Genomic DNA, 24686 nt, shown 5'->3' with positions numbered 1-24686 from the left:
CCGACCCGCGTCAGAACTGGGCGACGCCGCCTCGCTTGACGTACTCGGCCCGGTACTCGAGGGCCAGCTGCTTCTGCCGGGACTTCGACAGGAGCTTGCCGGCGAGCTGAAACGTGCCGTGCTCTTCCTCGTCGAGGTGGTCCCGCACCTCTTCCGACAGCTGGCTGGCGAGCTCGGCGAACGTCTCGGTCGTCGGGTCGACGCCGCGCAGCTGTTCCACCAGCTCCTCGGCCTTGTGGTGATCGGCCAGCGCGTGCCGGCTGACGGACAGTCCGGCGTCGTCGAGGAGCAGCGGGACGTAGAGGTGCCGCTCCTCGGCGGTCGCGTGGGCGTCGAGCTCCTTGGCCAGGGCGAGGAACGCTGCCCGCCGGTTGTCGGCCGACGCCCGACCGTGCGTCATCTTTCGGGTCAACGAGCGCTGCACCTCGTGGCTCGACCGCAGGTCCTCGAAGATCGTCATCTCACTCCTTCAGCGTTCGGCATCGGGTCGCCCCGGTCGGTGACCGTACTGGAACGCCGGGGGCACGAGCGGTGTCTGCTCTGAATGAGCGAGCGCATTTGCTCTATGAACGAGAGCATTGCAGTGGCCGTCATCTGAACGGCTCGGGCGGAGCGACACCGCCGTCACGTCACACGGCGGGTGGCGACGCGCTCGTCGATCGTCGAATCGCAGTATCGGTCCGGGGAGCGGGCGTCGCCCACACGGGCGGCGCGCCGGCGACGTTGAGCATGATGGAGTACAGCGACGTGGTGGCCGTGACGAACAGGCGATTGCGCTTGAGTCCGCCGAACACCAGGTTCGAGACCGGCTCGGGCAGCACGAGCTTGCCGAGGAGCGTGCCGTCGGGATCGATGCAGTGCACGCCGTCGCCAGTGGCGGCCCAGATGCGGCCGAGAGCGTCGAGGCGGATGCCGTCGAGCACACCGGAGTCGTTGGTGTACATCACCTCGCCGGTGGCGAGGTCGTCGCCGGTCACGGCGAGGCGACGGATGTGGTTGCGCCGCGTGTCGGCGACATAGAGGGTGGACTCGTCGGCGGAGAAGGCGAGACCGTTGGGCCGCTCGAAGTCGTCGGCCACGACGGCGAGGTCCCCGGTCGCCGGATCGAGGCGGTAGACGTGGCAGCCGTCGAGCTCGCTCGGGGCAGGGTGGCCTTCGTACACGGTGTCGATCCCGTACGACGGGTCGGTGAACCAGATGCTGTCGTCGCTGCGCACCACGGCGTCGTTGGGACTGTTCAGGCGGCGGCCCTCGTGCTCGCTGGTCAACACCGTCCACGAGCCGTCGTGCTCGAGGCGGCTGACGCACCGAGGCCCTTGCTGGCAGACGACCAGCCGGCCGATGCGGTCGAGCGTCTGACCGTTGGCGTACCCCGCCGGCTCGCGCACCACCGTGACGTCGCCGGTGCGTTCGTCCCAACGGAGCGTGCGGTCGTTGGGGATGTCGTTGACGAGCACGTAGCGCCCCGCCGGCACGTAGACCGGACCTTCGGCCCACCGGCACCCGAGATGGATCTTCTCGACGACGCTGTCGCCCCCGTAGCGATCGAACCGCGGGTCGCAGGACTCGAGGACTGCCGGGATGGTGGACGTGGTGCTCATGGGCGGGTGTTCCTCCTCCGCAACGCCGTCGTGTGACGGCCCCGACACTCGCGCCGCTCGAGGGTCACGCGCCAGCTCGACGCGCTACTGGAACTCGCCGGCGTAGAGCGCGGCGCAGAAATCGGCAGGTGGCATGACGAGGATCCCGTCGTCGGTGCGCCGAGGGCGCGGCTCGAGGCAGACGATCACTCGCTGTCCGGTCTCGGGGTGATCGCGGGAGAGCTCGCGGAGTCCACGCAAGTGCGTGTTGGTGACCCGCTCGGTCGCTTTTGCGTCGACGGCGAGCCGAAGGTCGTCGACGACGAAGTCGACCTCGATGCCACTCGGCAACCGCCAATACGAGAGGGTGGCGTACTGGTCGGTGTAGGCGCTCCAGGCCGTCAGCTCGTGGAAGAGCCAGTTCTCGAACGCCTTGCCGTAGAGCTCGCCGCCGCGTTGGACCGTGCCCCGACGGGCGAGATGGCCGGCGACGCCGACATCTGCGAAGTAGAACTTCGGCGCGGCGATGACCCGGCGCTTCGGTCGCTTCGTGTACCCGGGCAGGAAACGCCCGACCAAGGTGTCGACGAGGATGTCGAAGTACGCCTTGACGGTCGGGCCCGACACGCCGCATTCCCGGGCGACGTTGGAGAAGTTGACGAGCTCGGCGTCGCAGAGCCCGGCGACGTTGAGAAAGGTCGAGAACGCCGGCACGTTGCGCACCAGCGCCTCCGCCGCGATCTCTTCGCGCAGGTACGTGGCGACGTAGGCCTCGAGACGCCGACGCGGTCGATCCGACCCGTTGAGATGCGGCAGTGTCCCGTGATTGAGCATGCGGTCGAGGTCGAAGTCGCCGGCGAGCTCATGCGCCGTCAGGCCGTGCAGCTCGAGGGTGATCGCCCGGCCGCCCAAGAGGTTGGCGCCTCCGCGCCGGACCTTGCGAGCGCTGGAGCCACAGAGCGCGAATGTCGTGCCGCTGTTCTCGATGAGCCAGTGCACCTCATCGAGGAGTTGGGGAACCTTCTGCACCTCGTCGATCACGACGTGGTCTGCCGGCCGGGCCGCCAGCTCCTGGCGGAGCCGCTCCGGTCGTTCCACGTAGCGCCGGTATTCGTCGGCCTTGAGGAGGTCGACCCAATGGGCCTGCGGATAGGCGCCCCGCAACAACGTCGACTTGCCGGTTTGTCGCGGACCCCACAAGAAGAACGAGTTCTCTCCCGCGCCTGGAAGTCGCAGGACTCTCTCAAACATCAACTTTAGATTATCATGCATATCTAAGGCAGCAGCAGTCATTCGTACGGCTGCGGGAGTCCTGAGAATGTCCGGTCGTCGTCGACCGAGAGGTTGCCGGCCGCGTCAGCCGGCGAGCTGGCGCTCGAGACGGTCGAGCACCTCGTAGCACGGGAGCACCTGGGCGACGCTGCTGTTCGGCTCGCGTCCCTCGGTGATCGCCGCGAAGAACTCGCGGTCCTGCAGCTCGATGCCGTTGGTGGAGACGTCGACGCCCGACACGTCGATCGGCTCGTCCCGCCCGTCGACGAGGTCGTCGTAGCGGGCGACATAGGTGCCGGTGTCGCCGATATAGCGGAAGAACGTGCCGAACGGCCCGTCGTTGTTGAACGACAGCGACAGCGTGCAGATCGCCCCCGTCTCGGCGCGCAGCTGGATCGACATGTCCATGGCGATGCCCAGCTCGGGATGGATCGGACCCTGCATCGCGTGGGCGTCGACGATCGGGCTCTGCGTCTGGTAGGCGAACAGGTCGACGGTGTGGGCGGCGTGGTGCCACAGCAGGTGGTCGGTCCAGCTGCGCGGCTGGCCGAGCGCATTGGTGTTGGTGCGGCGGAAGAAGTACGTCTGCACGTCCATCTGCTGGATGGCGAACTCGCCGTCGCTGACCCGGCGATGGATCCACTGGTGGCTCGGGTTGAAGCGCCGGGTGTGGCCAACCATCGCCACGAGCCCGGTGCGTTCCTGGGTCTCGGCCACGCGGCGGCCGTCGGCGAGGGAGTCGCAGAGGGGGATCTCGACCTCGACGTGCTTGCCCGCCTCGAGGCAGGCGGTCGCCTGCTCGGCGTGCAGCTGCGTGGGCGTGGCGAGCACGACGGCGTCGACGTCGTCGCGGGCCAGGCTCTCGGCAAGGTCGGTGGTGACGTGGTCGATGCCGTAGCGCTCGGCGACGTCGCGTGTCGGCTCGAGGGTGCGGCCGACGACGGACACGACGCGGGCACCGTCGATCTGCGCGATGGCGTCGAGGTGCTTGATGCCGAAGGCCCCGGCACCGGCCAGCGCGACGTTGATGGTCATGAAGCCTCCGCGAGGACGAGATGGCCGACGGCCGTGTTGCTCGCCGGCACATGGTAGAAGCGGTGCTCGACCGACGGCGGTGCACCGCCGGCGAGGTCGGCCATGGCGCCGCGGGCGATCAGCCACATCACCAGCTCGATGCCCTCCGAGCCCGCTTCGCGGAGGTACTCGATGTGCGGCTTGGCAGCAAGCGCTTCGGGATCATCGATCAGCTGGTCCATGAAGGCGTGGTCGAAGGCCGAGTTGATCAACCCGGCGCGCGGGCCCTGAAGCTGGTGGCTCATCCCGCCGGTGCCCCAGATCTGCACGTTGAGCGGCTCGTCGTACGACTCGATCGCCCGGCGGATGGCCTTGCCGAGCGCGAGGCACCGCCGTCCCGACGGCGGCGGGTACTGCACGACGTTGACGGCGAAGGGGATCACCGGGCACGGCCAGGCGTCGGGCTGGCCGAACAGGAGCGAGAGCGGCACGGTGAGGCCGTGGTCGACGTCCATCTTGTTGACGAGCGTGAGATCGAAGTCCTGCTCGATGACGGACTGGGCGATGTGGGCGGCGAGCTCGGGGTGGCCGACGACGTCGGGCACGGGCCGGCGCCCCCAACCCTCGTCGGCGACGGCGAACGACGGCGCGAGGCCGATGGCGAACGTCGGGATGATCTCGAGGCTGAAGGCGGTGGCGTGATCGTTGAACACGAGGAACACGACGTCGGGCGTGTGCTCGCGCATCCACGTCTGCGACGGTTCGTAGCCGGCGAACAGCGGCTGCCAGTACGGCTCGCCCGTCCTGCCCTGGTCGAGGGCGGCGCCGATCGCCGGGACGTGCGACGTGTACACCGACGCCGAGATCCGCGCCATCAGTCGCCCCACTCGCTGGTGTAGCGATTGCCCTCGATCGGCCGCCCTCCGGCCACCATCATCGCCCGGTACTCCTCCTCGCTCATGCCGGTCATCGACCCGGCCATCTGCTGGAAGCTCAACCCGTCGGTGGCGCCGATCTTGGCGAGGAAGTAGATGTTGCCGCCGAGGCCGATCATGCGGTTCATGTCCCGGTCGAGCACGGCCTGCTTCTGCTCCTCGGTCATCGGCCACTCGTCGAGGTAGGCCCGCTCGTCGGCCTTGAACCGCTCGCGGTTGACCACCTGCATCAGCGACATGCAGAACTGGTTGAGCCAGTACCCCTGGCGGGACCGGTCGGCGTCGAACACCGTGGTGCCGGGGATGTCCGTGTACGGCTTGTCGATCATGCCGATCCCTCCGATCGGTCGGCGCCTCCCAGGCCATCGTGGAGACGCGGGGCGGGACTCATCTGACCGCCACCGGGCTGCCGCCACGCGCCCACCACAGGCTGAGCCCGGCGAGCGTGCCGAAGCCGAGATAGGCGGCGGCCATCGGCGTCGCCGACCCGTCGATGGTGGCGGCCACCAACGACGACATGATCGCCGCGCCCATCATCGACATCGTGCCGATCAGGCCCGATCCCGTGCCGGCGAGGGCCGCCAGCGGCTGCATGGCGAGGCTGTTGGCCATCGTCAGCACGAGGGCGTGGAGGGCGTTGAGCAGCCACAGCAACGCCAGCCAGACCCAGAAGTTGGGATGCCCGTCGGCGCGCACGGTGACGGCGAAGAACACCCCACCGAGCACCACGTACGACCCGACCACGCCGCCGATCAGCCTCGCCGTGCCGTAGCGCGGGGCGAGGCGGGACATGCCGAGGTTGACGGCCGCCTGGATGACCGCGCCGAGCGCGAAGCACACGGCGAACAGATGCTCGCGGTCGAACACGTCGTCGAAGATCAGCTCGGACGAGCTGAGGTACACGTAGAACGCCGTGAACTCGAACATCAGCACGAGCCCGTGACCGAGCGCCCAGCGAGAGGCCAGGATCGTCCGGCCGCTCTGCGCCGTGCGGGCGAACGTGAGCGGCAGCCGGCGGTCGTCGGTGAGCGTTTCGGCCACCGTGGTCGTCCACAGCGCGATCGCCACGGCGATCCCGGCGGCGAACACGAAGATTCCCTGCCACGGCCCGATCGCCAGCAGCCCTTCGCCGAGCAGCGGGGCCACCGCCGGCGACAGCTGGAAGAACAGCATCACGAGCGACACGACCCGGGTCATGGCGTCGCCCGAGAACCGGTCGCGGGCGATCGTCAGGCTCATCGCCCGTGGCGACGCGGCGCCCAGGCCCATCACGAAGCGACAGATCACCATCACCGTCACGCTCGGTGCCAGCGCCGAACCGACCGCGCCGAGGGCGAACAGTCCGAGCCCCGCCGTCACCGCCGGCTTGCGGCCGAAGCGGTCGGCGAGCGGCCCGTAGAAGATCTGGCCGGTGCCCAGCCCGAAGAGGTAGATCGTGACGATCAGCGACAGCCGCGTCGAGTCCTCGGGCAGGTCGTAGGCGACGCGGATGTCGCTCAGGCCCGGCAGCACCACGTCGATGCCCATCGCGCTCAACCCGGCGAGCGCGCCGAGGAAGGCGATCAGGCCGCGTTCGCCGTGCCGTGACCGCTGCGACGTCGGCGTTGGTGTCGACACCGACATCGGACGATCGCCCACCGGTCACCGTGGCGCGGTCCCGGCGTCGCGGATCAGCCGGGCCACCTCGGCGCGGAGCTCGACGAACTCGGGCGTGGCCTTGGTGTCGATCTGGTCGCGGGGCCGGGGGATGTCGACGGCGATGTCGGCGATCACCCGCGAGGGCCCGGCCGAGAGGACCAGCACCCGATCGGCGAGGTACACGCTCTCGTCGATGTCGTGGGTGACGAACAGCACCGTCTTGTTCCGCCGGGCCCAGACGTCGAGGAGCATGTCCTCGAGCGAGGCACGGGTCTGCGCGTCGACCGACGCGTACGGCTCGTCCATCAGCAGCATCGACGGCCGGTAGGCGAGCGCCCGGGCGATGGCCACGCGCTGCTGCATCCCACCCGACAGCTGGCGCGGGTACTTGCGCTCGTGGCCGGTGAGCCCGACGTCGGCGAGCGCCTGGGCGACGCGAGCCGAACGCTCGTCGCGCGGCAGGCCGGCGTCGCGCAGCGGGAAGTCGACGTTCGCCGCCACCCGCAGCCACGGATACAGCGAGCGGCTGTAGTCCTGGAAGACGAGCGTGAGGTCGTGCGGGACCGACGAGATCACCTCGCCGTTCACAGCGATCGTGCCCGACGACGGCCGCATGAGACCCGAGACGCAGCGCAGGAGCGTCGTCTTGCCGCAGCCCGACGGCCCGACGATGGAGACGAACTCGCCCGCGCGGACGGAGAAGGAGATGCCGTTCAGCGCGGTGTACTCGTCCTTCGTGCCGCGCCCGTACAGATGGTGGACGTCGGCCACCTCGAGCAGGGCCGGCGCGAGCGGCTCGGGATGGTCGTTGGCGATCGGGGTGGCCATGTCGTCTTTCGTCTCGGAGAACTCGAGGCTCACACGTTGCTCCATCTCAGCACCCGTCGTTCGACGGCGACCAGCAGTCCGTTGAGCAACGTGCCCACCAGGCCGAGCACGACGATGCCCGCCCAGAGCTCGACGTAGCGGTACTGCCGCGACGATTGCAGGATTCGGAACCCCAGTCCATCGGTCGCAGCGAAGAGCTCGGAGATCACCATCAAGATCACGGCGATCGACATCGAGATGCGCAGGCCGGCGAAGATCTTCGGCGCGGCTGCGGGCAGGATCACGTGGGTGATGCGGCGGCGCCAGCCGATCTGCAGCACCGCGGCCGTCTCGAACTGCTGGGGATCGATCGCACGCACGCCGTCGATCGTGTTGAGGAGGATCGGCGGGAACACGCCGACGGCGATCAGCACCACCTTCTGCACGTCCTCGATGCCGAGCAGGATGATGAACAGCGGCAGGAACGCCGGCGGTGGTACGGCCCGCACGAAGTGGACGATCGGTTCGACGTACTCGCCGAAGCGGCGGGACCGTCCGATGGCCACACCGATCGCCACCGACCCGGCGGCGGCCAGACCGAAGCCGAGCAGCAGGCGCTTGAGGCTCGGCCCGAAGTTCTCGCTCCACGACTCGCCGAAGTTCTTCAGCCAGTCGTTCCACACCGATTCGAACACCGTGTCGGGCGTGGGGAAGAACAGCGAATCGGCCCGGGCCGTCGCCCACCACCAGAACGCCAACAGCGCGCCGAGCGCGGCGAGCCGGACGAGCACGTCGGTGGCGTGGGTGCGGAGCCACCCTGCGGGCCGGGTCCCGGCTCCGCTCATGTCGTCGCCGCCTGCGCGGTCCAGGCGAAGCGCCAACGCTCGATCGCCCCGAACAGGAGATGCATCGCCAGGCCGATCAACCCGGTGACGATGGTGAACGCGTAGGACAGCTTGAGGTCGCCGAAGCTGCGAGCGAGCTCGAGCTGGATGCCGAGGCCGTTGGCGCCGCCGGCGACGATCTCGGTGCTGACGGCGAGAATCAGGGCGACCGACGCGGCGATGCGGATGCCAGTGAAGATGAACGGCGAGGCGGCCGGCAGGTGGACCCGGCCGAGCGTCTTCACCCACCCCATGCCGAACACGCGCGCCGTGTCGGCGCCGACCGAGTCGACGTGGTGCGTGCCGTAGATCGTGTTGAACAGGATCGGCCACACGCACGCGTAGACGACGAGGGCCACCTTCATCTCGGTGCCGCGGCCCCACACGAGGATCGCCAAGGGAATCAGGGCGACCGACGGGATCGGCCGCAGCAGCTCGACGATGGTGATCGCCGCCTTGTACGCCCACGTGGACAGGCCGAGCACGAGCCCGACCGGCACCGCCACCAGCGTGGCGATGCCGAGACCGATCAGGCAGGCCTGCATCGTGGCCCAGAACGCCGACCAGAACTCGCTGCGGCCGAGCAGCGACACCGTCTCGCGGATGATCTCCGATGCCGGCGGCAGGTAGTCGGGCGTCACCAGCTCGGCCCGCGTCAGCAGCTCGAGGGCGACGAACAGCACGATCACGCCGACCGCTCCGCGGACCCACGATCCGGGGATGCGGAGCGGCCGGCGTGACGTCATTCCCGACTCACCGGCGTCAGCCGGCGACCGTGCTCGCCGGTGTGTCGGCGGCCATCGTGTCGGCGGCCATCGTGTCGGCAGCTGTGCCGTCGGAGGCACCGTCGGTGACCGAGCTCGGCGGCGGGTTGTCGATGATCATGTCGGCGACCGACACCTCCTCCTCGATCAGCCCCTGCTCGAACATGAAGTCGGACACGATCTGGAGGTACTCGACGTCGAGGCCGGCCACCATGTTCGGGTAGTTGAGCGCCGCGGCGAGCTCGGGCGTGGCGTTCGTGTAGGTCTGCACGATGGCGGCCAGCGCGCCCTCCTCGTTGACGGCGATGTCGGTCGCCTCGGCGAAGGCGGCGTTGAAGGCGGCGAGCGTGTTGGGGTTCTCGGCCGCCCAGTCGGACGTGACGAACCAGCCGGCGACCGGGAAGTTCTCGAGGCGGGCCGAGAACATGTCGACGATGAGGTTGGCGTCGAGCGTCTGGCGGGCGATCGTGCCGAACGGCTCGACGACGGCGATGACGTCGACGTTGCCGGTCTCGAGCGCCGCCACCATGTCGGGGAAGCCGATCTCGACGAGCGTCACGTCGTCGAGGGAGAGGCCGGCGTCGACGAGGTGGGCCTCGACCGCCATCTGCACGATGTTGTCGAGCGTGTTGACGGCGATCGTCGCGCCGGCGAGGTCGGCGGGCTCCTCGATCCCCGAATCGGGCATCGAGTAGAGGCCGGCGAACAGGTCTCCCGAACGGACGGCCTCGGACGAGATGAGGATCGGCAGCCCGGCCTGGACGGCGGCGATGCCCGTCGGGTAGCCACCGAAGGCGAGGTCGATGTCGCCGGACTGCAGCGCCGGGATGGCGGCGGCACCGCCGGCGGCGAACTCGGTGGTGACGTTGAGGCCGTAGTCCTCGAAGATGCCGCGTTCGAGGCCGATGAAGACCGGTGCGACGTCGGCGATCGGGATGAGGCCGATCGTCAGGTCGGTCTGTTCGAGCTCGCCGATCTCGGGAGCGGGAGCTTCGGACCCGGCGGACTCGGTGCCAGCCGCTTCCGTGCCGGCGGGTTCGGTGTCGGTGGGCGGTGCCGTCGTGGCCGCCGCCGTGCCGGCCGCGGTGACGGCGGTGAGCAGTGCAGCGGTGAGCAGCACGAAGCCCCTGCGCGATCTGATCATGGTTCCCCCTGTGTCTCTGTGACGGCCGGTTGGCCCCCAGACGGCGAGCGCCAGACGCTGTCAGAAAGTCACCCTAGACAAGCGCCGAACGATTGTCCACAATCTTGTAGACAACTTCGGCCGACCGACCCGTCGAGCCACGAGAGGGAATCGATGTCACGACTCAGCCCACCGTTCCGTGCCGACCACGTCGGCAGCCTGCTGCGTCCGCCGGCGGTGCTCGAGGCCCGCCGGCGGTGGGCGGCCGGCGAGATCGACGCCGCCGAACTGCGTGGCGTGGAGGACGAGGCGATCGCCGCGATGATCGTCGACCTCGAGGCCACGGGGATGCGCAGCATCACCGACGGTGAGTTCCGGCGGGCGTGGTTCCACCTGGATTTCCTGGAGCAGCTCGACGGCGTCACGGTCAGCGGCATGATCCCCGCCAGCTCCGACGCCGGCGAGACCGTGCACCAGGCGCCGCCGAAGATCACCGTCACCGGCAAGCTGCAGCACCGCCATCCGATCCAGGTCGACGACTACCGCTTCCTCGCCGCCCACACGTCGCAGACGCCGAAGGTGTCGATCCCCTCGCCGACGATGGTGCACTTCCGCGGCGGCCGCGGCGGCATCGACATCGAGTCGTATCCCGACCTCGACGGCTTCTTCGACGACCTGGCCCAGTGCTACCGCGACGAGATCGACGCGCTCTACGCCGCCGGTTGTCGCTATTTGCAGCTCGACGACACCAACCTCGCCTACCTGTGCGATCCGGTGATGCGGCAGGGTGCCGTCGACCGCGGCGACGATCCCGACGAACTGCCGCGCACCTACGCGGCGCTGATCAACCACGCCCTCGCCGGCCGCCCCGACGACCTGACGGTGGGCATCCACCTGTGCCGGGGGAACTTCCGCAGCAAGCACTTCGCCAGCGGCAGCTACGAGGCGGTCGCCGAGGTGCTGTTCAACGAGATCGACGTCGACGCCTACTTCCTCGAGTACGACGACGAGCGGTCGGGCGATTTCGCCCCGCTGCGGTTCTTCCCCGCCGACAAGACGCTCGTCCTCGGGCTCGTCACGTCGAAGACCCCCGAGCTCGAGGACCCCGACGAGCTCAAGGCGCGCATCGACGAGGCCGCCGCCTACGTCGATCTCGACCAGATGTGCCTCAGCCCGCAGTGCGGATTCTCGAGCACGGTCGAGGGCAACGAGATCACCGAGGCCGACCAGTGGGCCAAGCTCCGGCTGGTGGTCGACGTCGCCGGTGACGTGTGGGGATGAGCCGCCGGCGCGTGCTGGCGATCCCCGGGCTGCTCTCCGACGAGTACGTGTGGCGGTGCCAGGTCGCCGCGCTGGACGGGCTCGCCGACGTGGTGGTCGCCGACGGCAGTGATCACGACGACCTGAGTGGCATGGCCCGCGCCGCACTGCACGTGGTGAGCGCGGACGACGAGCCAGTCCACGTGCTCGGCCACTCGATGGGCGGCCGCGTCGCGCTCGAGGTGTGGCGGCTGGCGCCCGAGCGCGTGAGGACCCTGGTGCTGCTCTCCACGGGCGTCCACCCCGTGGCACCCGGTGAGTGCGAAGGACGCCAGGCGATGCTCGACCTCGCGGCCGAGGGCATGGGCGCGCTCACCGACGCCTGGCTGCCGCCGATGGTGCATCCCGACCGCCGCGGCGACGAGTCGTTGATGGCCCCGCTGCGCGAGATGGTCGGCCGCTCCGATCGGGCCCGTCACGCCCGGCAGATCACCGCCTTGCTCCGGCGTCCCGACGTCACCTCGCTGCTCGGCACCATCACCGTGCCGACGCTGGTCGTCGTCGGTCGACAGGACGAGTGGAGTCCCGTCGACCAGCACGAGGACATCGCCCGCCGGATCCCCGGCGCGGTGCTCGAGGTGGTCGAGGGCGCCGGGCACTTTGTCACCGTCGAGCAGCCCGACGTGGTCGCGGCGCTGCTCGTCGACTGGGTGACCCGGCACGGGGGAGCGCGATGAACGGCATCCGCTGCATGCTGATGCGCGGAGGCACGTCGAAGGGCGCCTTCTTCGTCGCCGACGACCTTCCCGCCGACGAGGCCTCACGAGACAGCGTGTTGCTCCGCGTGATGGGATCACCCGACGTCCGCCAGATCGACGGCGTCGGCGGGGCGACGCCGCTCACCAGCAAGGTCGCCGTCGTGGGGGCCAGCGCCCGCGACGGCATCGACATCGACTACCACTTCCTCCAGGTCGGAGTCGACCAGCCCACCGTGAGCGACCGCCAGAACTGCGGCAACCTGCTCGCCGCCACGGCGCCGTTCGCCATCGAGCGCGGCCTCATCGAGGCGCCCGGTGGGACCGAGGCCGCGGTGCGGGTGTACATGGTGAACACCGATTCGGTGGCGACGGTGACGGTCGAGGTGCGCGACGGCCGCCCGGAGTACCGCGGCGGCACGGCGATCGACGGCGTGCCCGGCACGGCGGCGCCGGTGCGCATCGACTTCGAGGACGTCGCCGGCGGGACGTGCGGCGCCCTGCTGCCGACGGGGAACGCGGTCGACGTGATCGACGGCGTCGAGGTGACGCTGATCGACAACGGCATGCCGGTCGTCGTGATGCGGGCGAGCGATCTCGGCATCGCCGGCACGGAGTCCCCGGCCGAGCTCGAGGCCGACGCCGCCCTGCGCGGCCGCCTCGAGTCGATCCGGCTCCGAGCCGGGCACCTGATGCACCTCGGTGACGTCGCCGACACGACGGTGCCGAAGCTCACGATGGTGTCGCCACCGACGGCAGGCGGCGACGTGTCGACGCGCACGTTCATCCCGCACCGATGCCACGAGGCGATCGGCGTGTTCGGCGCCGTGTCGGTGGCGACGGCGGCGCTCCTGCCCGGTACGCCGGCGGCGTCGGTCACCCGGCCGGGAGCGGGCTCCGGCGGGACGCTCGTGTGCGAGCACCCGAGCGGCTCGCTGACCGCGACGATCGACGTCGATGCGTCGGGCCCCAGCCCTGTCGTCCGCCGCGCCGGCATCGTCCGCACCGCCCGCAAGCTGATGGACGGCACCGTGTTCCCCACCGAGTACAGAGACACCGAGTCATGAGCGCGGGCGAGCCCAAGGCGATCCCCGGACCGCACCCGGATCCGCACGCGCCTACCCGGTGGACGCCGCCGGCCGGCGCCACCGACGCCCACTGCCACATCTTCGGGCCCGCCGCGCGCTTCCCGTTCGCCGCCGACCGGGCGTACACCCCGCCCGACTCGGGCATCGACGACTTCGAGCGGCTGCAGGAGCGCCTCGGTCTGTCGCGAGCGGTGTTCGTGCAGGCGTCGTGTCACGGCACCGACAACGCGGCGATGGTCGACGCGCTGCGACGCGGCGCCGGCCGCTACGCCGGGGTGGCGATGATCGACGACTCGTTCACCGACGCCGACCTCGCCGCCCTGCACGACGCCGGCGTGCGCGGCACCCGCTTCAACTTCGTCGCCCACCTCGGCGGGGCGCCCGACCTCGACACGTTCTGGCATCTCGTCCACCGCGTGCAGCCGTTCGGCTGGCACATCGTGTTGCACTTCGACGCCAAGGACCTGCCCGAGCACGCCGAGCTGCTCGACCGCATGCCGTGCCCGTACGTGATCGACCACATGGCGCGGGTCCCGACAGCCGGTGGTCTCGACCAGGCGCCGTTCCAGGCGCTGCTCGAGCTGATGCGTGACGACCGGGCGTGGGTGAAGATCTCCGGCGCCGAGCGGCTCACCGCCGACGGACCGCCGCCCTACGACGACGTCGTGCCGTTCGCCCGGGCGCTCGTCGCCGCCGCACCCGATCGCGTGCTGTGGGGCACCGACTGGCCGCACCCCAACGTGCGCCACATGCCCGACGACGGCGACCTCGTCGATCTGCTCGTCGACTTCATCCCCGACGAGACCCTCCGCAGGCAGGTTCTCGTCACCAACCCCGAACGCCTCTACGACTTTGCCTGACACGGCGGCGAACGGTGAGCTCAGACGGCAGGTATCCGTCGTCTCCGCTCACGCATCGCCGGCGCTGTGGTAACGGATGGTGCCAGGCACCATCCGTTACGCGTCCGTGCGTCGCGGCGCGCTTGCGGGCACCATCCGTGACGCGTCGGACGTGGCGGCGAACTGTGAGCCATGGCGCCAGGATTCTGCTCTCTCGGCTCACACTTCGCATGGCGACGGTCGCCGATGAGGCGGGCGTTCGCCGAACGGTGAGCGCTCCATGCAGGTATCCGTCGTCTCCGCTCACGCATCGCCGGCGCGGTGGTAACGGATGGTGCCAGGCACCATCCGTTACGCGTCGGTGTCAGGTGAGGGCGTTGGCGAGGGCTTCGACGGCGAAGGGGGCGACGGTGTCGCGTGCCGACCAGATGACGACGTCGACGCCGGATTCGAAGAACGGGGCGGCGTGGTCACGGAGGGCCGACGGATCGTCGCCGGAGGCGAAGGCGAGGTGGATCGAGCGGGTGATGGTGGACTGGTCGCGGCCGACGTCGTCGCAATGGCGGCGCAGCTCGGCGTCGTGGGACAGCCAGTCGTCGGGGTCGGTGGGGAACGTCATGTCCCACTGGTCGGCGAAGCGCGCCGCCGTGCGCAGCGTGCGCCGCTTGCCCTTGCCGCCGACGACGATCGGGATGTGCTCCTGTACGGGCCGCGGTTCGCACCACGCCTTCTCGAGCTGGAACCAGGTGCCGGTGAACGTCGTCTCCTTCTGGCTGAGCATCGAGGCGATCACCTCGATGCCCTCCTCGAAGCGATCGGACCGCTCGCGAAGCGTGCCGAGCGGGATGCCGTAGGCGTCCGACTCCATGAAGTTCCACCCCGCACCCATGCCGAGCGCGAACCGGCCACCGGAGATGTGATCGAGCGTCGCCGCCATGTTGGCGGTGACCGCAGGGTGCCGGTGATGCATGCCGTTGACCATCGAACCGATGCGCAGGCGCGACGTCGCCTGGGCCAGCGCGCCGAGGATCGTCCAACCCTCGAGGTTGGGTCCGTCCCACGGTTCGGCGAGCGGATAGAAGTGATCCCACACCCACGCCGACTCGAACACTTCGAGCTGATCGGCGCAGCGCCACAGATCGAGCAGTTCGGTCCACGTGATGTGGTGGGGTGGCGTCTTGATCGCGTAGCGGGCCATTCGTCCGTTGTAGCCCGGGAGTAGGATTGTTGACAATATGGCCGCCGTCAGCGACGCCCTGCGCAACGACATCCTGAACGGTGAGTTCCCGCCCGGCGAGCGGCTCATCGAGCTGCAGCTGGCCGAGCGCTACCGCGTCGGGCGGGCGGCGATCCGCTCGGCGATCGTCGAGCTCAGCGCCGAGGGGCTGGTCGCCCACGAGACCAATCGTGGTGCCACGGTGCGGCGCATCTCGCTCGCCGAGGCCATCGAGATCGCCGAGGCGCGCGGCGCGCTGGAGTCGCTGCTCGCCCGGCGGGCGGCCGAGCGGGCGACCGACGCCGAGCGCGAGGAGTTGGCCGGGATCGTGACCGAGATGCGCGCGGCGGTGGCCGGCAATCGCCAGACGGCGTACTCGGAGCTCAACCGCGTGCTGCACCGGCGCATTCGCGAGATCAGTCGCCACGAGACGGCCGCCGAGTTGGTGGGGATCCTGCGCAATCGCGGCGCCCACCACCAGTTCCGCTTGGCCACGATGCCCGGGCGGGCGTCCGACTCGCTCCCGCAGCACGCGGCCATCGTCGACGCGATCATCCGCGGCGACGGCGACGCGGCGGCCGAGGCGATGCACGGCCACCTGCTCTCCGTGCAAGACGTGCTCCGCTCCTGGGCCGAGCACCACTGACGCTGGCCGACCGCCTGGTCGCGGCCGCCGCGATGAGTTTTGGCGGCGCATACCGCTGGCCAGGCTCATCGCAACGGGTGCGGTGCGGTCAGTCGATGTACTCGACGCCGAGCTCGGTGAGCTTGGCCCGCAGGCCGTAGATGTCGACGCCGAGCTCGCCGGCGGCCAGCCGCTGCCTCGTCGCCGCCTCCTTGGCGAGGCGCGCCCGCGTCTGGTCGAGCGCCCACGCCGCCTCCGGCACGGGGACGACGACCACGCCGTCGTCGTCGGCACACACCACGTCGCCGGGACCCACCGTCACGCCGCCGAGCACGACGGGCACGTTGACCGAGCCGGGCGTGGCCTTCACCGTGCCCTGGCACGACACGTGTTGTGCCCACACCGGAAAGCCCATCGCCCGCAGCTCCCTCGTGTCGCGCACGCCGGCGTCGATCACGAGGCCGCGCACGCCGCGGGCGGCGAGCGACGTGGCGAGCAGCTCGCCGAACATCCCGTGCGTCGACGGCGCGGTGTTGACCACCACGAGGACGTCGCCGGGCTGGCACACCTCGACGGCGGCGTGGATCATGATGTTGTCGCCGGGGTGGCTGAGCACGGTGATCGCCGACCCGGCGATCCGGGTGTCGCGCTGAATGGGGGTGATGTGAGGGCCGACGTAGCCCCGCCGCCCGATCGCCTCGTGCACGGTCGCCGTGCCCGCTTCGCCGAGCTCGTCGATCACCGACGGGTCGGCGCGTTCGATCGTGCGGACGACGACGTGGCGGTTCACGGCAGCTGGGCTCCCTCGGTCGGCGCCGGCAGCTGCAGGCGGGGGTAGACGCGACGCACGTTGCCTTCGAAGATGTCGCTGCGCTGCTCGTCCGACAGCGCGGCGCGGTCGATGTAGCGCTTGGTGTCGTCGTAGAACTCGCCGGTGTCGGGGTCGGTGCCCTTGACCGCGCCGACCATCTCAGACGCGAACAGGATGTTGCGCGTCGGGACGACGTCGACGAGCAGGTCGACGCCCGCCTGGTGGTACACGCAGGTGTCGAAGAAGACGTTCTCCATGAGGTCGCCGAGCGACGACCAGCCGGCGTCGAGGTTCTCCTCGGCCATGCCCTTGAACCGTCCCCAGTGGTACGGCACGGCGCCGCCACCGTGGGGGATCACCCAACGCATCGTCGGGAAGTCGCGGAAGAGTCCCGACGTGAGCGCCTGCATGAACGCCGTGGTGTCGGCGCCGAGGTAGTGCGACCCGGTGGTGTGGAAGTGCGGGTTGCAGGCCGCGCTGACGTGGATCATCGCCGGCACGTCGAGCTCACACAGCGCCTCGTACAGCGGCCACCACTCCCGGTCGAACAGCGGCGGGCCGTTCCACAGCCCACCCGACGGGTCGGGGTTGACGTTGCACCCGACGAACCCCATCTCCTCGACGCACCGCCGCAGCTCGCGCACCGACGAGGCGACGCCGGCACCGGGGGACTGGGGGAGTTGGCAGACCGGCACGAACTGGTCGGGGTAGAGGTCGCACACCCTGCGGATGAGGTCGTTGCAGTGCTCGGTCCAGAAGCGGCTGGTGTGCTCGTTGCCGATGTGGTGGCCCATCCACGAGGCGCGAGGCGAGAACAGCGTGACGTCGATGCCCCGCTCGCGCTGCAGCCGCAGCTGGTTCGGCTCGAGCGCGGCCACCAGCTCGTCGTCGGAGATCGACAACGACCCGCGCGTGCCGACGTGGTCGGGATCGGCTGCCAGCGCCGCCTTCTGGGCGTCGCGATAGGCGCCGAGCTGCGCCGGCGCCGTGGTGAAGTGGCCGTGGCAGTCGACGATCATGCTCGAAGCATGATGGCGCTGCCCTTGCTCGATTGTCAACAATCTTGTAGACCATTGCTGTGTCGCTCGCCACCGACGTCGTCATCATCGGAGCGGGCCCGGCGGGGACACTCTTGTCGCACGCGCTCCATCAGGCGGGAATCGCGTCGGTGGTCGTCGAGCGGGCGAGTCGCGACCACGTGCTCGGGCGGGTCCGCGCCGGCGTGCTCGAGTGGGGCACGGTCGAGTACCTGCGCCGGCTCGGTCTCGGCGAGCGGATGGACCGGGAGGGGCACGTCCACGGGGGGCCGGCGATCGCCTGGGGCGGGCGCGATGTGCTGACGATCGACATCCACAAGTACGTCGGTTCGAACTTCATGTCGTACGGCCAGACGATGATCCAGGAGGACCTGTACCTCGCCGCCGATCGGCGCGGCGCCGAGATCTTCTTCGAGGCGTCCGATGTCGAGCTGCACGACGTCACCTCGGCCCGACCGTCGGTCACGTTCAGTCGTGATGGTGAACGCCAGCGCGTCGAGGCCGACTTCGTCGTCGGCTGCGACGGCTTCCACGGCGTCTCCCGTCTCACCGTCCCGGCGTCGGTGCTGCGGACGTACGAGAAGGAGTATCCGTTCGGCTGGCTGGGGATCCTGTCCGAGACGCCGCCGCTGGAGGACGTGGTCTACGCTCATCACGAGCGCGGCTTCGCCCTCGCCTCGCGGCGCAACCCGATGCTCAGCCGCTACTACGTGCAGTGCCCGCTGACCGACTCGGTCGACGACTGGCCCGACGATCGCTTCTGGCCCGAGCTGCTCACCCGACTCGGGCCCTCCGTGGCCGCCGGCGTGGTGACCGGGCCGTCGATCGAGAAGTCGATCGCCCCGCTGCGCAGCTTCGTCGCCGAGCCGATGCGCTACGGCAACCTATTCCTCGCCGGCGACGCCGCCCACATCGTGCCGCCGACCGGCGCCAAGGGTCTCAACCTCGCCGTGTCGGACGTGTACTACCTCGCCCGTGGCTTCGCCGCCCACTACGCCGACGGCGACGACCACTATCTCGACGGCTACTCCGACATGGCCCTGCGCCGGGTGTGGGGGGCGGTGCGATTCTCGTGGTGGCTGACGACGCTGCTGCACCGGTTTCCCGACCAGACCGACTTCGACCTGCGGGCCCAGGAGGCCGAGCTCGACTACCTGGCCTCGTCGCCCAACGCCCAAGCGGCGATGGCCGAGCAGTACGCCGGCCTGCCGTTCGAGGACTGACCGCCCTGCCGGAGGTGAACACAGCCCGCAACTGCTGCGGGTCGTGAACACAGCCCGCACCGGGACGGGGTGTGTGGTGAGCGTTGGCCGCAGCCGGTGCGGGTGGTGAAGACGGCCGGCCGGGGCGGGGAGGTTGTGGTGAGCGTTGCCCGCAGCATGTGCGGGGAGTGAACACAGCCGGCGGGGTCGGGAGGTGTGCGGTGAGCGTTGCCCGCAGCTGGTGCGGGTGGTGAACACAGCCGGCGGGGCCGGGAGGTGTGCGGTGAGCGTTGCCCGCAGCTGGTGCGGGTGGTGAACACAGCCGGCGGGGCGGGGAGGTGTGCGGTGAGCGTTGCCCGGAGCAGGGGCGGATGGCGAACACAGCCGGCGGGGCCGGGCGGTGTGCGGTGAGCGGTGCCCGCAGCAGGTGCGGGGAGTGAACACAACCGGCAGGGGCGCTACCCGGTGAGGCCGAGCATCCTGATGGCGTTGGCCTTCATGACGAGCGGGCGGACCTCGTCCTTGATCTCGAGGTCGGCGAAGCTCGCCATCCAGCGGTCGGGCGAGATCACCGGATAGTCCGAGCCGAACAGCACCTTCTGGCGCAGCGGCCCGTTGATCGCCCGCACCAACTGCGCCGGGAAGTACTTCGGCAGCCAGCCGGACAGGTCGATGTAGACGTTGGACTTGTGGGTCGCCATGGAGATCGCCGCGTCCTGCCAGGGCACCGACGGGTGGGCGAGGACGATGGTGAGCGACGGGAGGTCTGCGGCGATGTCGTCGAGGAGCATCGGATCGCTGTAGCGCAGCTTGATCCCACGACCGCCGGGCAGCCCGGCGCCGATGCCCGTCTGGCCGGTGTGGAACACCGTCGGCAGCCCGGCCTCGGCGATCGCCTCGTAGATCGGGTAGTAGCGCACGTCGTTGGGTTCGAAGGCCTGCAGGCTGGGATGGAACTTGAAGCCTTTGGCGCCGGCGGCGACGAGGGCGCGGGTTCGTGCCGCGGCGTCGTCGGCGAGGGGATCGACCGAGGCGAACGGCACGAGGATGTCGGCGTGGTCGGCGCAGCGCTCGATGATCTCGAGGCTCGACAGCGCCGGGTGGCCGAGGGCGGTCGTTGCGTCGACGGTGAACACGACGGCGCCGATGCGCCGGTCGCGGTAGTAGGCGGCGAGGTCGTCGACGGTCGGCGTGCGGTTGTCGGTGCCCTTGAAGTAGGCGGCCGATGCGTCGAGCAGCTCCTGATCGAGCGCGCAACATCCGTGGGCGTCCTGCTCGACGTGGACGTGCGTGTCGATGGCGACGAGGGCATCGAGGTCCCAGCTCATCGACGCCGCTCCTCGGGCAGGTGGGCTGCCGCAGCCTTGGCGACGATGAGCTGTTCCAGCAGCCGGTCGCGGTCGTCGGTCATCGCCGCCTCGTCGATCCCGGCCAGCTCGGCCTCGACGCCGGCGACGACTGCGGCCTTGAGCTCGGGGGTCCACGCCGGGGTGCGCATCGTCTCCCACCACTCGACCATCGGGGGGCCGAGGTGCTCGACGACGTGGGCGATGCCGCCGTCACCACCCGACAGGTGCTGCGTGGCGAACGGCCCGAGCAGCGCCCAGCGCAGTCCGGGACCCGAGGCGATCGCCCGGTCGATCTCGGCCACCGACACGACGCCCTGCTCGACGAGCCAGTAGGCCTCACGCCACAGCGCCGCCTGGAGGCGGTTGGTCACGTGGCCGGGAAGCTCGGCGCGGATGTGGATCGGCGACTTGCCGATCGACGAGTACCGGTCCATCGCGTCGCCGATCACCGCGTCCGACGTCGCCGCACCACCCACGACCTCCACGAGGGGAACGAGGTGCGGCGGGTTGAACGGATGGCCGACGAGCACCCGCTCGGGGTGGTGTGCACACGCGCGCTGCAGCTCGGTGGGCATCAACCCCGACGAGCTCGAGGCGATCACCACGTCGCCTCCGGCGGCCGCGTCGATCTGGCGGTAGAGATCGAGCTTGAGGTCGAGACGCTCCGGCGCACTCTCCTGCACGAACGCCGCGCCGTCGACGGCATCGGCGAGGCTCGCCGCCATGCCGACGAGATCGGGCGACGCGCCGTCGGCGACCAGCCCCTGCCGTTCCAGCGACGGCCAGCAGCGATCGATGGCCGCCCGCAGCGCACCGGCGGCGTCCGGCCGCGGGTCGGTGGCCCGTACCTCGTGGCCGTGGGCGGCGAACAGCGCCGCCCAGCTGGCGCCGATCACCCCCGTCCCGACGATGGCGACGTGCGCCATCAGCGTGGCCCGCGTTCGTCGTGCGATGAGCGATGAGGCCGCCAGCCGGCCCGGTCGCTCATCGCGTCCGGGACGCCGCGGCGGGCGATGAGCGATGAGGCCGCCACGTGGCCCTGGCGCTCATCGCGCGGATGCCATCGGTCGGACATCAGCGCCCCTGCACGGCCGCGAGGCAGTCGTCGAGCACGTCGGGGTTGGCCATCGCCTGGCGTGACACCACGGTGGCGATGTCGGCGCCCTGGAGGATCTTCTTGACCGGCAGCTCGAGCTTCTTGCCGGTCAGGTTCCGGGGCACGCCGGCGACGGCGACGATGGTGTCGGGCACGTGCCGCGGTGACAGGTCGTCACGCAGGGCGGTGCGGATCGTCCGGGCGAGCTCGTCGTCGACCCGATGGCCGTCGGCGTGGTCGGTCTGCACGAGCAGCACCAACTCTCCCATCCCGCCGGACGGATCCTCGAGGTGCACGACCAGGCTGTCGGCGATCTCGGGCAATTGCTCGACGATGCGGTAGATCTCGGCCGTGCCGATGCGGACGCCGCCGCGGTTGAGCGTGGCGTCGGAGCGGCCGGTGACAACGCTCGTGTCGTGGTCGGTGAAGCGGACCCAGTCGCCGAAGCGCATGACGCCGGGGTAGTGCTCGAAGTAGGTCGCCCGGTAGCGGGACATGTCGGCGTCGTCGCCCCAGAAGCGCACGGGCATCGACGGCATCGGTTCGGTGATGACGAGCTCGCCGAGCTCGCCGACGACCGAGTTGCCCCGCTCGTCGAACGCGTACGCCGCGACGCCGAGGCACTTGGCCGAGATCTCGCCGGCGTAGACGGGAACGATCGGGTAACCCTGGAGGAGACCGGTGCACACGTCGGTGCCCCCGCTGCCGACGTACAGCGGGGCGCGGTCGCCGAACTGCTCGTGGGCCCACACGAAGCCTTCCGCCGGCAGTGGCGAGCCGGCGGCCGCGAGCAGGCGCAGCGAGCTCAGGTCGTAGTCCTTCGCCGGGGTCGAGCCCTGCTTGGCGCAGTTCATGATGAACGCCGGACCGAGGCCCATCATCGTCGGTCGCGTCTGCTCGGCGATGCGCCACTGCGTGTCGAGATCGGGGGCCATCGGGTTGCCGTCGATGCACACGATCGACGCGCCGGTCAGCAGCGCCGACACGAGCGCGTTCCACATCATCCACGCCGTCGTCGTGAACCACATCAATCGGCTGCCGGGTCCGAGGTCCCAGCTGAGGGCGTGGTTCTTGTAGGCCTCGAGCGTGATGCCGCCGTGGCCGTGGACGATCGCCTTGGGCAGGCCGGTCGTACCCGAGGAGAACAGCACGCACAGCGGGTGGTCGAAGGCGACCGGCACGGCGTCGATCGCCGTCGCTTCGCGTGTGAACTCCTCCCATGGCTCGGCGCCGTCGACGACGCGACCGTTGTACGGCAGGGCGACCGTGTGGCGCAGCGACGGGATCGCCGCCCGGACGGCGGCGACGCGTTCGCGGACGTCGATGTCGCGGTCGCCGTAGCGGTAGCCGTCGACGGTGAGCAGCACCGTGGGCTCGAGCTGGCCGAAACGGTCGATGACGGCCTGCGGGCCGAACTCGGGTGCCGCCGACGCCCAGATCGCGCCGAGGCTCGCCGTGGCCAGGAACGCGGCAACCGTCTCGGGGAGGTTGGGCATGTAGGCGACGACCCGGTCGCCGTGTTGCACGCCCGACCGCACGAGGCCGGCACGGATGCGGCCGATGAGGTCGACGAGCCCGGCGTTCGTGTAGGTCACCGTGTCGCGTGTCTGGGAGACGCCGATGACGGCCACGTCGTCCTCGCGGCCGTCGACTGCGCGCAGGAACTCGCCCGCGTAGTTGAGGCGGGTGCCGGGGAACCACTCGGCACCCGGCATCTCCCGCCGGCCGAGCGTCGGGCCGACCGGCGTGGTCGATCGGGCACCGAAGTAGTCCCAGATCGATCGCCAGAAGGCGTCGATGTCGGCGACCGACCATCGCCACAGGGCGGCGTAGTCCTCTGCCTCGATGCCGCGTTCGGTCGCCAGCCAGTCCATGTAGCGGCCGATGCGCGACGTGCGACGCACGTCGGGGCCGGGCCGGTACAGCACCTCGCCGTCGGTCACCGTCACGGCGTCGCCCCAGGGGTCGTGGTCGTTGCTGCCACCTTGCTGGCGCGGCCGGCGAGGAACTCACGCAGCAGCGCCTTGGCCTCGTCGGATCCCTGGCTCACGGCCGCCATCAGCGACTCGACGAACAGTCCCTCCTGGGCACCCATGTCCGCGATTCGGGGCAGCGCTTGGAGGACTGCGTAGTTGGTGACGGGTGAGTTCTCGGCGATGCGGGTGGCCAGCTCGATGGCCCGGTCGAGGCCGCCGCCGTCCGTGGCGAGGTACTGCGAGATCCCGAGGTCGTGGCCCTCGGTGGCGTCGAGCACCCGTCCGGTCAGCATCATGTCCATCATCCGGTGGACACCGATCAGCCGGGGCAGTCGCACCGACGCCCCGCCGCCGACGAAGATGCCGCGGCTGCCCTCGGGCAGGGCGTAGAAGGCCGACGGCTCGGCGACGCGGATGTGCGTGGCCAAGGCCAGCTCGAGGCCGCCGCCGATCACCGCACCACAGAGCGCGGACACGACGGGGATCTTGCCGAACTGGATGGCGTCGAACGGGCGGTGCCAGCTGCGGCTGTGCAGCACGCCCTCGAACACCGAGGTCTCGGTGAGCTCGGACAGGTCGAGGCCGGCGCTGAAGTGCGGTCCCGACGACGTGAGGACGGCGGCGGCGACGCCGTCGGGCGGATCGCCGAAGAACGATCCGAGGGCGAGCACGGTCTCCATGTCGAGGGCGTTGCGCTTGGCCGGCCGGTCGAGCATCACGACGGCCACCGGCGGGCGGATGTCGACCATGACGTGCGCGCTCAGGCGCCCTGGTTCCCCCATCGGCTCAACGGTAGGCACACCAGGTTGGTATGTCAACCGGGTGAATATATGGGCCCAGGCGGCGACTGTCTGTCAGAGTGGCCCGATGGGCGAACAGACGGCGAGCTACCTCATCGGTCGGACCGATCGACTCATCCGCACCCAGCTCGAAGCGGTCCTCGCTGACACCGGCGTGAGCCTCACCGAGTTCACCGCGCTCTCCGTGCTGGCGAATCGTCCCGGCCTCTCCAACGCCAGGCTCGCCCGGCGCTCGCTGGTCACGCCCCAGGCGATGCACAAGGTGGTCCGCTCCCTCGAGGCCGCCGGGCTGGTCCTCCGGTCTCCGCTGCCCGAAGGCGGCCGGCAGCTCGCCACCACGATCACCACGGCCGGCTCCCGGCTCGTGGCCGAGGTCCTGCCGCGAATCGCCGCCGCCGAGGACCGCACGCTCCACGCGCTCGATGCTGCCGAGCGCCGCGAGCTCGTGCGCCTGCTGACCCTCGCCACCACGGAGCCGCCGCCGTAGGCGGTGGCGGCGGTAACAGATGGTGCCAGCCTGCCCGCCAGCGGTGAGTGCAACACCTTGAGCCTTGGAGGTGTTGGTGATGGCACGGAGTCGTGTTCCTGATCGGGTTCGCCGGTTGATGGTGCTGA

At 70.1% G+C, this 24686-nt stretch carries 25 protein-coding genes; 7 read left to right on the top strand and 18 right to left on the bottom strand.

Annotation, left to right across the window (positions count from 1 at the left end):
• Window positions 1-10: 10 nt before the first annotated feature.
• From DN771_RS10375 to DN771_RS10325, 11 genes are all read right to left on the bottom strand, one after another.
• On the bottom strand, window positions 11-460 hold the full coding sequence (locus DN771_RS10375; RefSeq protein WP_116997301.1) for a hemerythrin domain-containing protein: 450 nt from the start codon (window positions 458-460) through the stop codon (window positions 11-13).
• Between the two features lie 169 nt (window positions 461-629).
• Window positions 630-1601, bottom strand: coding sequence for an SMP-30/gluconolactonase/LRE family protein (locus DN771_RS10370; protein WP_116997300.1), 972 nt, complete (start codon window positions 1599-1601; stop codon window positions 630-632).
• Between the two features lie 84 nt (window positions 1602-1685).
• Window positions 1686-2831, bottom strand: a complete 1146-nt coding sequence (locus tag DN771_RS10365; protein ID WP_116997299.1) for an ATP-binding protein — start codon at window positions 2829-2831, stop codon at window positions 1686-1688.
• A 105-nt stretch (window positions 2832-2936) separates the two neighbouring features.
• Window positions 2937-3887, bottom strand: coding sequence for a Gfo/Idh/MocA family oxidoreductase (locus DN771_RS10360; protein WP_116997298.1), 951 nt, complete (start codon window positions 3885-3887; stop codon window positions 2937-2939).
• Window positions 3884-4741 (bottom strand): class III extradiol dioxygenase subunit beta, encoded by an 858-nt coding sequence (locus DN771_RS10355; RefSeq protein WP_116997478.1) that lies wholly within the window; start codon window positions 4739-4741, stop codon window positions 3884-3886. Before DN771_RS10355 ends, DN771_RS10360 begins: the two co-directional genes overlap by 4 nt.
• The gene (gene ligA / locus DN771_RS10350) at window positions 4741-5130 is read right to left on the bottom strand and encodes a protocatechuate 4,5-dioxygenase subunit alpha (protein WP_116997297.1); all 390 of its coding nucleotides are present in this window, start codon (window positions 5128-5130) and stop codon (window positions 4741-4743) included. The genes DN771_RS10355 and ligA overlap by 1 nt, the downstream gene beginning before the upstream one ends.
• 58 nt (window positions 5131-5188) lie before the next feature.
• Window positions 5189-6439, bottom strand: a complete 1251-nt coding sequence (locus tag DN771_RS10345) for an MFS transporter (RefSeq protein ID WP_116997296.1) — start codon at window positions 6437-6439, stop codon at window positions 5189-5191.
• Window positions 6440-6442: 3 nt separating this feature from the next.
• Entirely contained in the window at window positions 6443-7312 is an 870-nt protein-coding gene (locus DN771_RS10340; protein WP_205528527.1) for an ABC transporter ATP-binding protein, read from the bottom strand.
• Window positions 7297-8091 carry an ABC transporter permease gene (locus DN771_RS10335; protein WP_116997295.1) on the bottom strand — a complete coding sequence of 265 codons (795 nt, stop codon included), beginning with the start codon at window positions 8089-8091 and terminating at the stop codon, window positions 7297-7299. The genes DN771_RS10340 and DN771_RS10335 overlap by 16 nt, the downstream gene beginning before the upstream one ends.
• Window positions 8088-8876, bottom strand: a complete 789-nt coding sequence (locus tag DN771_RS10330) for an ABC transporter permease (protein ID WP_116997294.1) — start codon at window positions 8874-8876, stop codon at window positions 8088-8090. Before DN771_RS10330 ends, DN771_RS10335 begins: the two co-directional genes overlap by 4 nt.
• A 16-nt stretch (window positions 8877-8892) precedes the next feature.
• The gene (locus tag DN771_RS10325) at window positions 8893-10038 is read right to left on the bottom strand and encodes an ABC transporter substrate-binding protein (protein WP_116997293.1); all 1146 of its coding nucleotides are present in this window, start codon (window positions 10036-10038) and stop codon (window positions 8893-8895) included.
• A 153-nt stretch (window positions 10039-10191) separates the two neighbouring features.
• Here DN771_RS10325 and DN771_RS10320 point away from each other — a divergent pair, with 153 nt between their 5' ends.
• The 4 genes from DN771_RS10320 to DN771_RS10305 are packed head-to-tail and all read left to right on the top strand — an operon-like array spanning window position 10192 to window position 13980.
• Complete coding sequence (locus DN771_RS10320; RefSeq protein WP_116997292.1) at window positions 10192-11298, top strand: 5-methyltetrahydropteroyltriglutamate--homocysteine S-methyltransferase; 1107 nt, start codon at window positions 10192-10194, stop codon at window positions 11296-11298.
• Window positions 11295-12014 carry an alpha/beta fold hydrolase gene (locus DN771_RS10315; RefSeq protein WP_116997291.1) on the top strand — a complete coding sequence of 240 codons (720 nt, stop codon included), beginning with the start codon at window positions 11295-11297 and terminating at the stop codon, window positions 12012-12014. Before DN771_RS10320 ends, DN771_RS10315 begins: the two co-directional genes overlap by 4 nt.
• Window positions 12011-13099 carry a 4-oxalomesaconate tautomerase gene (locus tag DN771_RS10310; RefSeq protein ID WP_205528526.1) on the top strand — a complete coding sequence of 363 codons (1089 nt, stop codon included), beginning with the start codon at window positions 12011-12013 and terminating at the stop codon, window positions 13097-13099. Before DN771_RS10315 ends, DN771_RS10310 begins: the two co-directional genes overlap by 4 nt.
• Entirely contained in the window at window positions 13096-13980 is an 885-nt protein-coding gene (locus DN771_RS10305) for an amidohydrolase family protein (RefSeq protein WP_116997290.1), read from the top strand. The genes DN771_RS10310 and DN771_RS10305 overlap by 4 nt, the downstream gene beginning before the upstream one ends.
• A gap of 343 nt (window positions 13981-14323) precedes the next feature.
• Here the strand turns inward: DN771_RS10305 and DN771_RS10300 are convergent, their stop codons facing one another.
• Window positions 14324-15157, bottom strand: a complete 834-nt coding sequence (locus tag DN771_RS10300; RefSeq protein WP_162941780.1) for a TIGR03560 family F420-dependent LLM class oxidoreductase — start codon at window positions 15155-15157, stop codon at window positions 14324-14326.
• Window positions 15158-15194: 37 nt separating this feature from the next.
• Here DN771_RS10300 and DN771_RS10295 point away from each other — a divergent pair, with 37 nt between their 5' ends.
• Window positions 15195-15821, top strand: a complete 627-nt coding sequence (locus tag DN771_RS10295) for a GntR family transcriptional regulator (RefSeq protein ID WP_116997475.1) — start codon at window positions 15195-15197, stop codon at window positions 15819-15821.
• Between the two features lie 88 nt (window positions 15822-15909).
• Here DN771_RS10295 and DN771_RS10290 read toward each other — a convergent pair whose 3' ends face one another.
• Together DN771_RS10290 and DN771_RS10285 are read right to left on the bottom strand one after the other, a co-directional pair.
• Window positions 15910-16590: a 4-carboxy-4-hydroxy-2-oxoadipate aldolase/oxaloacetate decarboxylase gene (locus DN771_RS10290; protein ID WP_116997288.1), complete on the bottom strand. Its 681-nt coding sequence runs from the start codon at window positions 16588-16590 to the stop codon at window positions 15910-15912.
• Complete coding sequence (locus DN771_RS10285) at window positions 16587-17630, bottom strand: amidohydrolase family protein (RefSeq protein WP_116997287.1); 1044 nt, start codon at window positions 17628-17630, stop codon at window positions 16587-16589. The genes DN771_RS10290 and DN771_RS10285 overlap by 4 nt, the downstream gene beginning before the upstream one ends.
• 53 nt (window positions 17631-17683) lie before the next feature.
• Here DN771_RS10285 and pobA point away from each other — a divergent pair, with 53 nt between their 5' ends.
• Window positions 17684-18871 (top strand): 4-hydroxybenzoate 3-monooxygenase, encoded by a 1188-nt coding sequence (gene pobA / locus DN771_RS10280; RefSeq protein WP_116997286.1) that lies wholly within the window; start codon window positions 17684-17686, stop codon window positions 18869-18871.
• A 437-nt stretch (window positions 18872-19308) separates the two neighbouring features.
• Here the strand turns inward: pobA and DN771_RS10275 are convergent, their stop codons facing one another.
• From DN771_RS10275 to DN771_RS10260, 4 genes are all read right to left on the bottom strand, one after another.
• On the bottom strand, window positions 19309-20178 hold the full coding sequence (locus DN771_RS10275) for an amidohydrolase family protein (protein WP_116997285.1): 870 nt from the start codon (window positions 20176-20178) through the stop codon (window positions 19309-19311).
• Window positions 20175-21125: a 3-hydroxyacyl-CoA dehydrogenase NAD-binding domain-containing protein gene (locus DN771_RS10270; protein ID WP_116997284.1), complete on the bottom strand. Its 951-nt coding sequence runs from the start codon at window positions 21123-21125 to the stop codon at window positions 20175-20177. The genes DN771_RS10275 and DN771_RS10270 overlap by 4 nt, the downstream gene beginning before the upstream one ends.
• Before the next feature lie 148 nt (window positions 21126-21273).
• A complete protein-coding gene (locus tag DN771_RS10265; protein WP_205528524.1) occupies window positions 21274-23244 on the bottom strand; it encodes an acetoacetate--CoA ligase in 1971 nt (656 codons plus the stop codon).
• Window positions 23241-24053 (bottom strand): crotonase/enoyl-CoA hydratase family protein, encoded by an 813-nt coding sequence (locus tag DN771_RS10260; protein ID WP_116997283.1) that lies wholly within the window; start codon window positions 24051-24053, stop codon window positions 23241-23243. The genes DN771_RS10265 and DN771_RS10260 overlap by 4 nt, the downstream gene beginning before the upstream one ends.
• An 85-nt stretch (window positions 24054-24138) precedes the next feature.
• Here DN771_RS10260 and DN771_RS10255 point away from each other — a divergent pair, with 85 nt between their 5' ends.
• Window positions 24139-24558 carry a MarR family winged helix-turn-helix transcriptional regulator gene (locus DN771_RS10255; RefSeq protein WP_162941779.1) on the top strand — a complete coding sequence of 140 codons (420 nt, stop codon included), beginning with the start codon at window positions 24139-24141 and terminating at the stop codon, window positions 24556-24558.
• The last annotated feature ends 128 nt before the right edge of the window (window positions 24559-24686 follow it).

It is taken from the genome of Desertimonas flava (assembly GCF_003426815.1).
GTDB classification, from domain to species: domain Bacteria; phylum Actinomycetota; class Acidimicrobiia; order Acidimicrobiales; family Ilumatobacteraceae; genus Desertimonas; species Desertimonas flava.
Note: the sequence above shows the minus strand (reverse complement) of the source record. Positions and strands in the feature narration are given on the sequence as shown.

Excerpts from the sequence above, each read along its gene's own strand:
- DN771_RS10300 (WP_162941780.1), bottom strand. The coding sequence starts at position 15,157 with ATGGCCCGCTACGCGATCAAGACGCCACCCCACCACATCACGTGGACC.
- DN771_RS10315 (WP_116997291.1), top strand. The coding sequence starts at position 11,295 with ATGAGCCGCCGGCGCGTGCTGGCGATCCCCGGGCTGCTCTCCGACGAG.
- DN771_RS10325 (WP_116997293.1), bottom strand. The coding sequence starts at position 10,038 with ATGATCAGATCGCGCAGGGGCTTCGTGCTGCTCACCGCTGCACTGCTC.
- DN771_RS10320 (WP_116997292.1), top strand. The coding sequence starts at position 10,192 with ATGTCACGACTCAGCCCACCGTTCCGTGCCGACCACGTCGGCAGCCTG.
- DN771_RS10275 (WP_116997285.1), bottom strand. The coding sequence starts at position 20,178 with ATGAGCTGGGACCTCGATGCCCTCGTCGCCATCGACACGCACGTCCAC.
- DN771_RS10365 (WP_116997299.1), bottom strand. The coding sequence starts at position 2,831 with ATGTTTGAGAGAGTCCTGCGACTTCCAGGCGCGGGAGAGAACTCGTTC.
- DN771_RS10330 (WP_116997294.1), bottom strand. The coding sequence starts at position 8,876 with ATGACGTCACGCCGGCCGCTCCGCATCCCCGGATCGTGGGTCCGCGGA.
- DN771_RS10285 (WP_116997287.1), bottom strand. The coding sequence starts at position 17,630 with ATGATCGTCGACTGCCACGGCCACTTCACCACGGCGCCGGCGCAGCTC.
- DN771_RS10335 (WP_116997295.1), bottom strand. The coding sequence starts at position 8,091 with ATGAGCGGAGCCGGGACCCGGCCCGCAGGGTGGCTCCGCACCCACGCC.
- DN771_RS10305 (WP_116997290.1), top strand. The coding sequence starts at position 13,096 with ATGAGCGCGGGCGAGCCCAAGGCGATCCCCGGACCGCACCCGGATCCG.
- DN771_RS10340 (WP_205528527.1), bottom strand. The coding sequence starts at position 7,312 with ATGGAGCAACGTGTGAGCCTCGAGTTCTCCGAGACGAAAGACGACATG.
- DN771_RS10270 (WP_116997284.1), bottom strand. The coding sequence starts at position 21,125 with ATGGCGCACGTCGCCATCGTCGGGACGGGGGTGATCGGCGCCAGCTGG.
- DN771_RS10370 (WP_116997300.1), bottom strand. The coding sequence starts at position 1,601 with ATGAGCACCACGTCCACCATCCCGGCAGTCCTCGAGTCCTGCGACCCG.
- DN771_RS10375 (WP_116997301.1), bottom strand. The coding sequence starts at position 460 with ATGACGATCTTCGAGGACCTGCGGTCGAGCCACGAGGTGCAGCGCTCG.
- ligA (WP_116997297.1), bottom strand. The coding sequence starts at position 5,130 with ATGATCGACAAGCCGTACACGGACATCCCCGGCACCACGGTGTTCGAC.
- DN771_RS10260 (WP_116997283.1), bottom strand. The coding sequence starts at position 24,053 with ATGGGGGAACCAGGGCGCCTGAGCGCGCACGTCATGGTCGACATCCGC.
- DN771_RS10355 (WP_116997478.1), bottom strand. The coding sequence starts at position 4,741 with ATGGCGCGGATCTCGGCGTCGGTGTACACGTCGCACGTCCCGGCGATC.
- DN771_RS10360 (WP_116997298.1), bottom strand. The coding sequence starts at position 3,887 with ATGACCATCAACGTCGCGCTGGCCGGTGCCGGGGCCTTCGGCATCAAG.
- DN771_RS10255 (WP_162941779.1), top strand. The coding sequence starts at position 24,139 with ATGGGCGAACAGACGGCGAGCTACCTCATCGGTCGGACCGATCGACTC.
- DN771_RS10310 (WP_205528526.1), top strand. The coding sequence starts at position 12,011 with ATGAACGGCATCCGCTGCATGCTGATGCGCGGAGGCACGTCGAAGGGC.
- DN771_RS10295 (WP_116997475.1), top strand. The coding sequence starts at position 15,195 with ATGGCCGCCGTCAGCGACGCCCTGCGCAACGACATCCTGAACGGTGAG.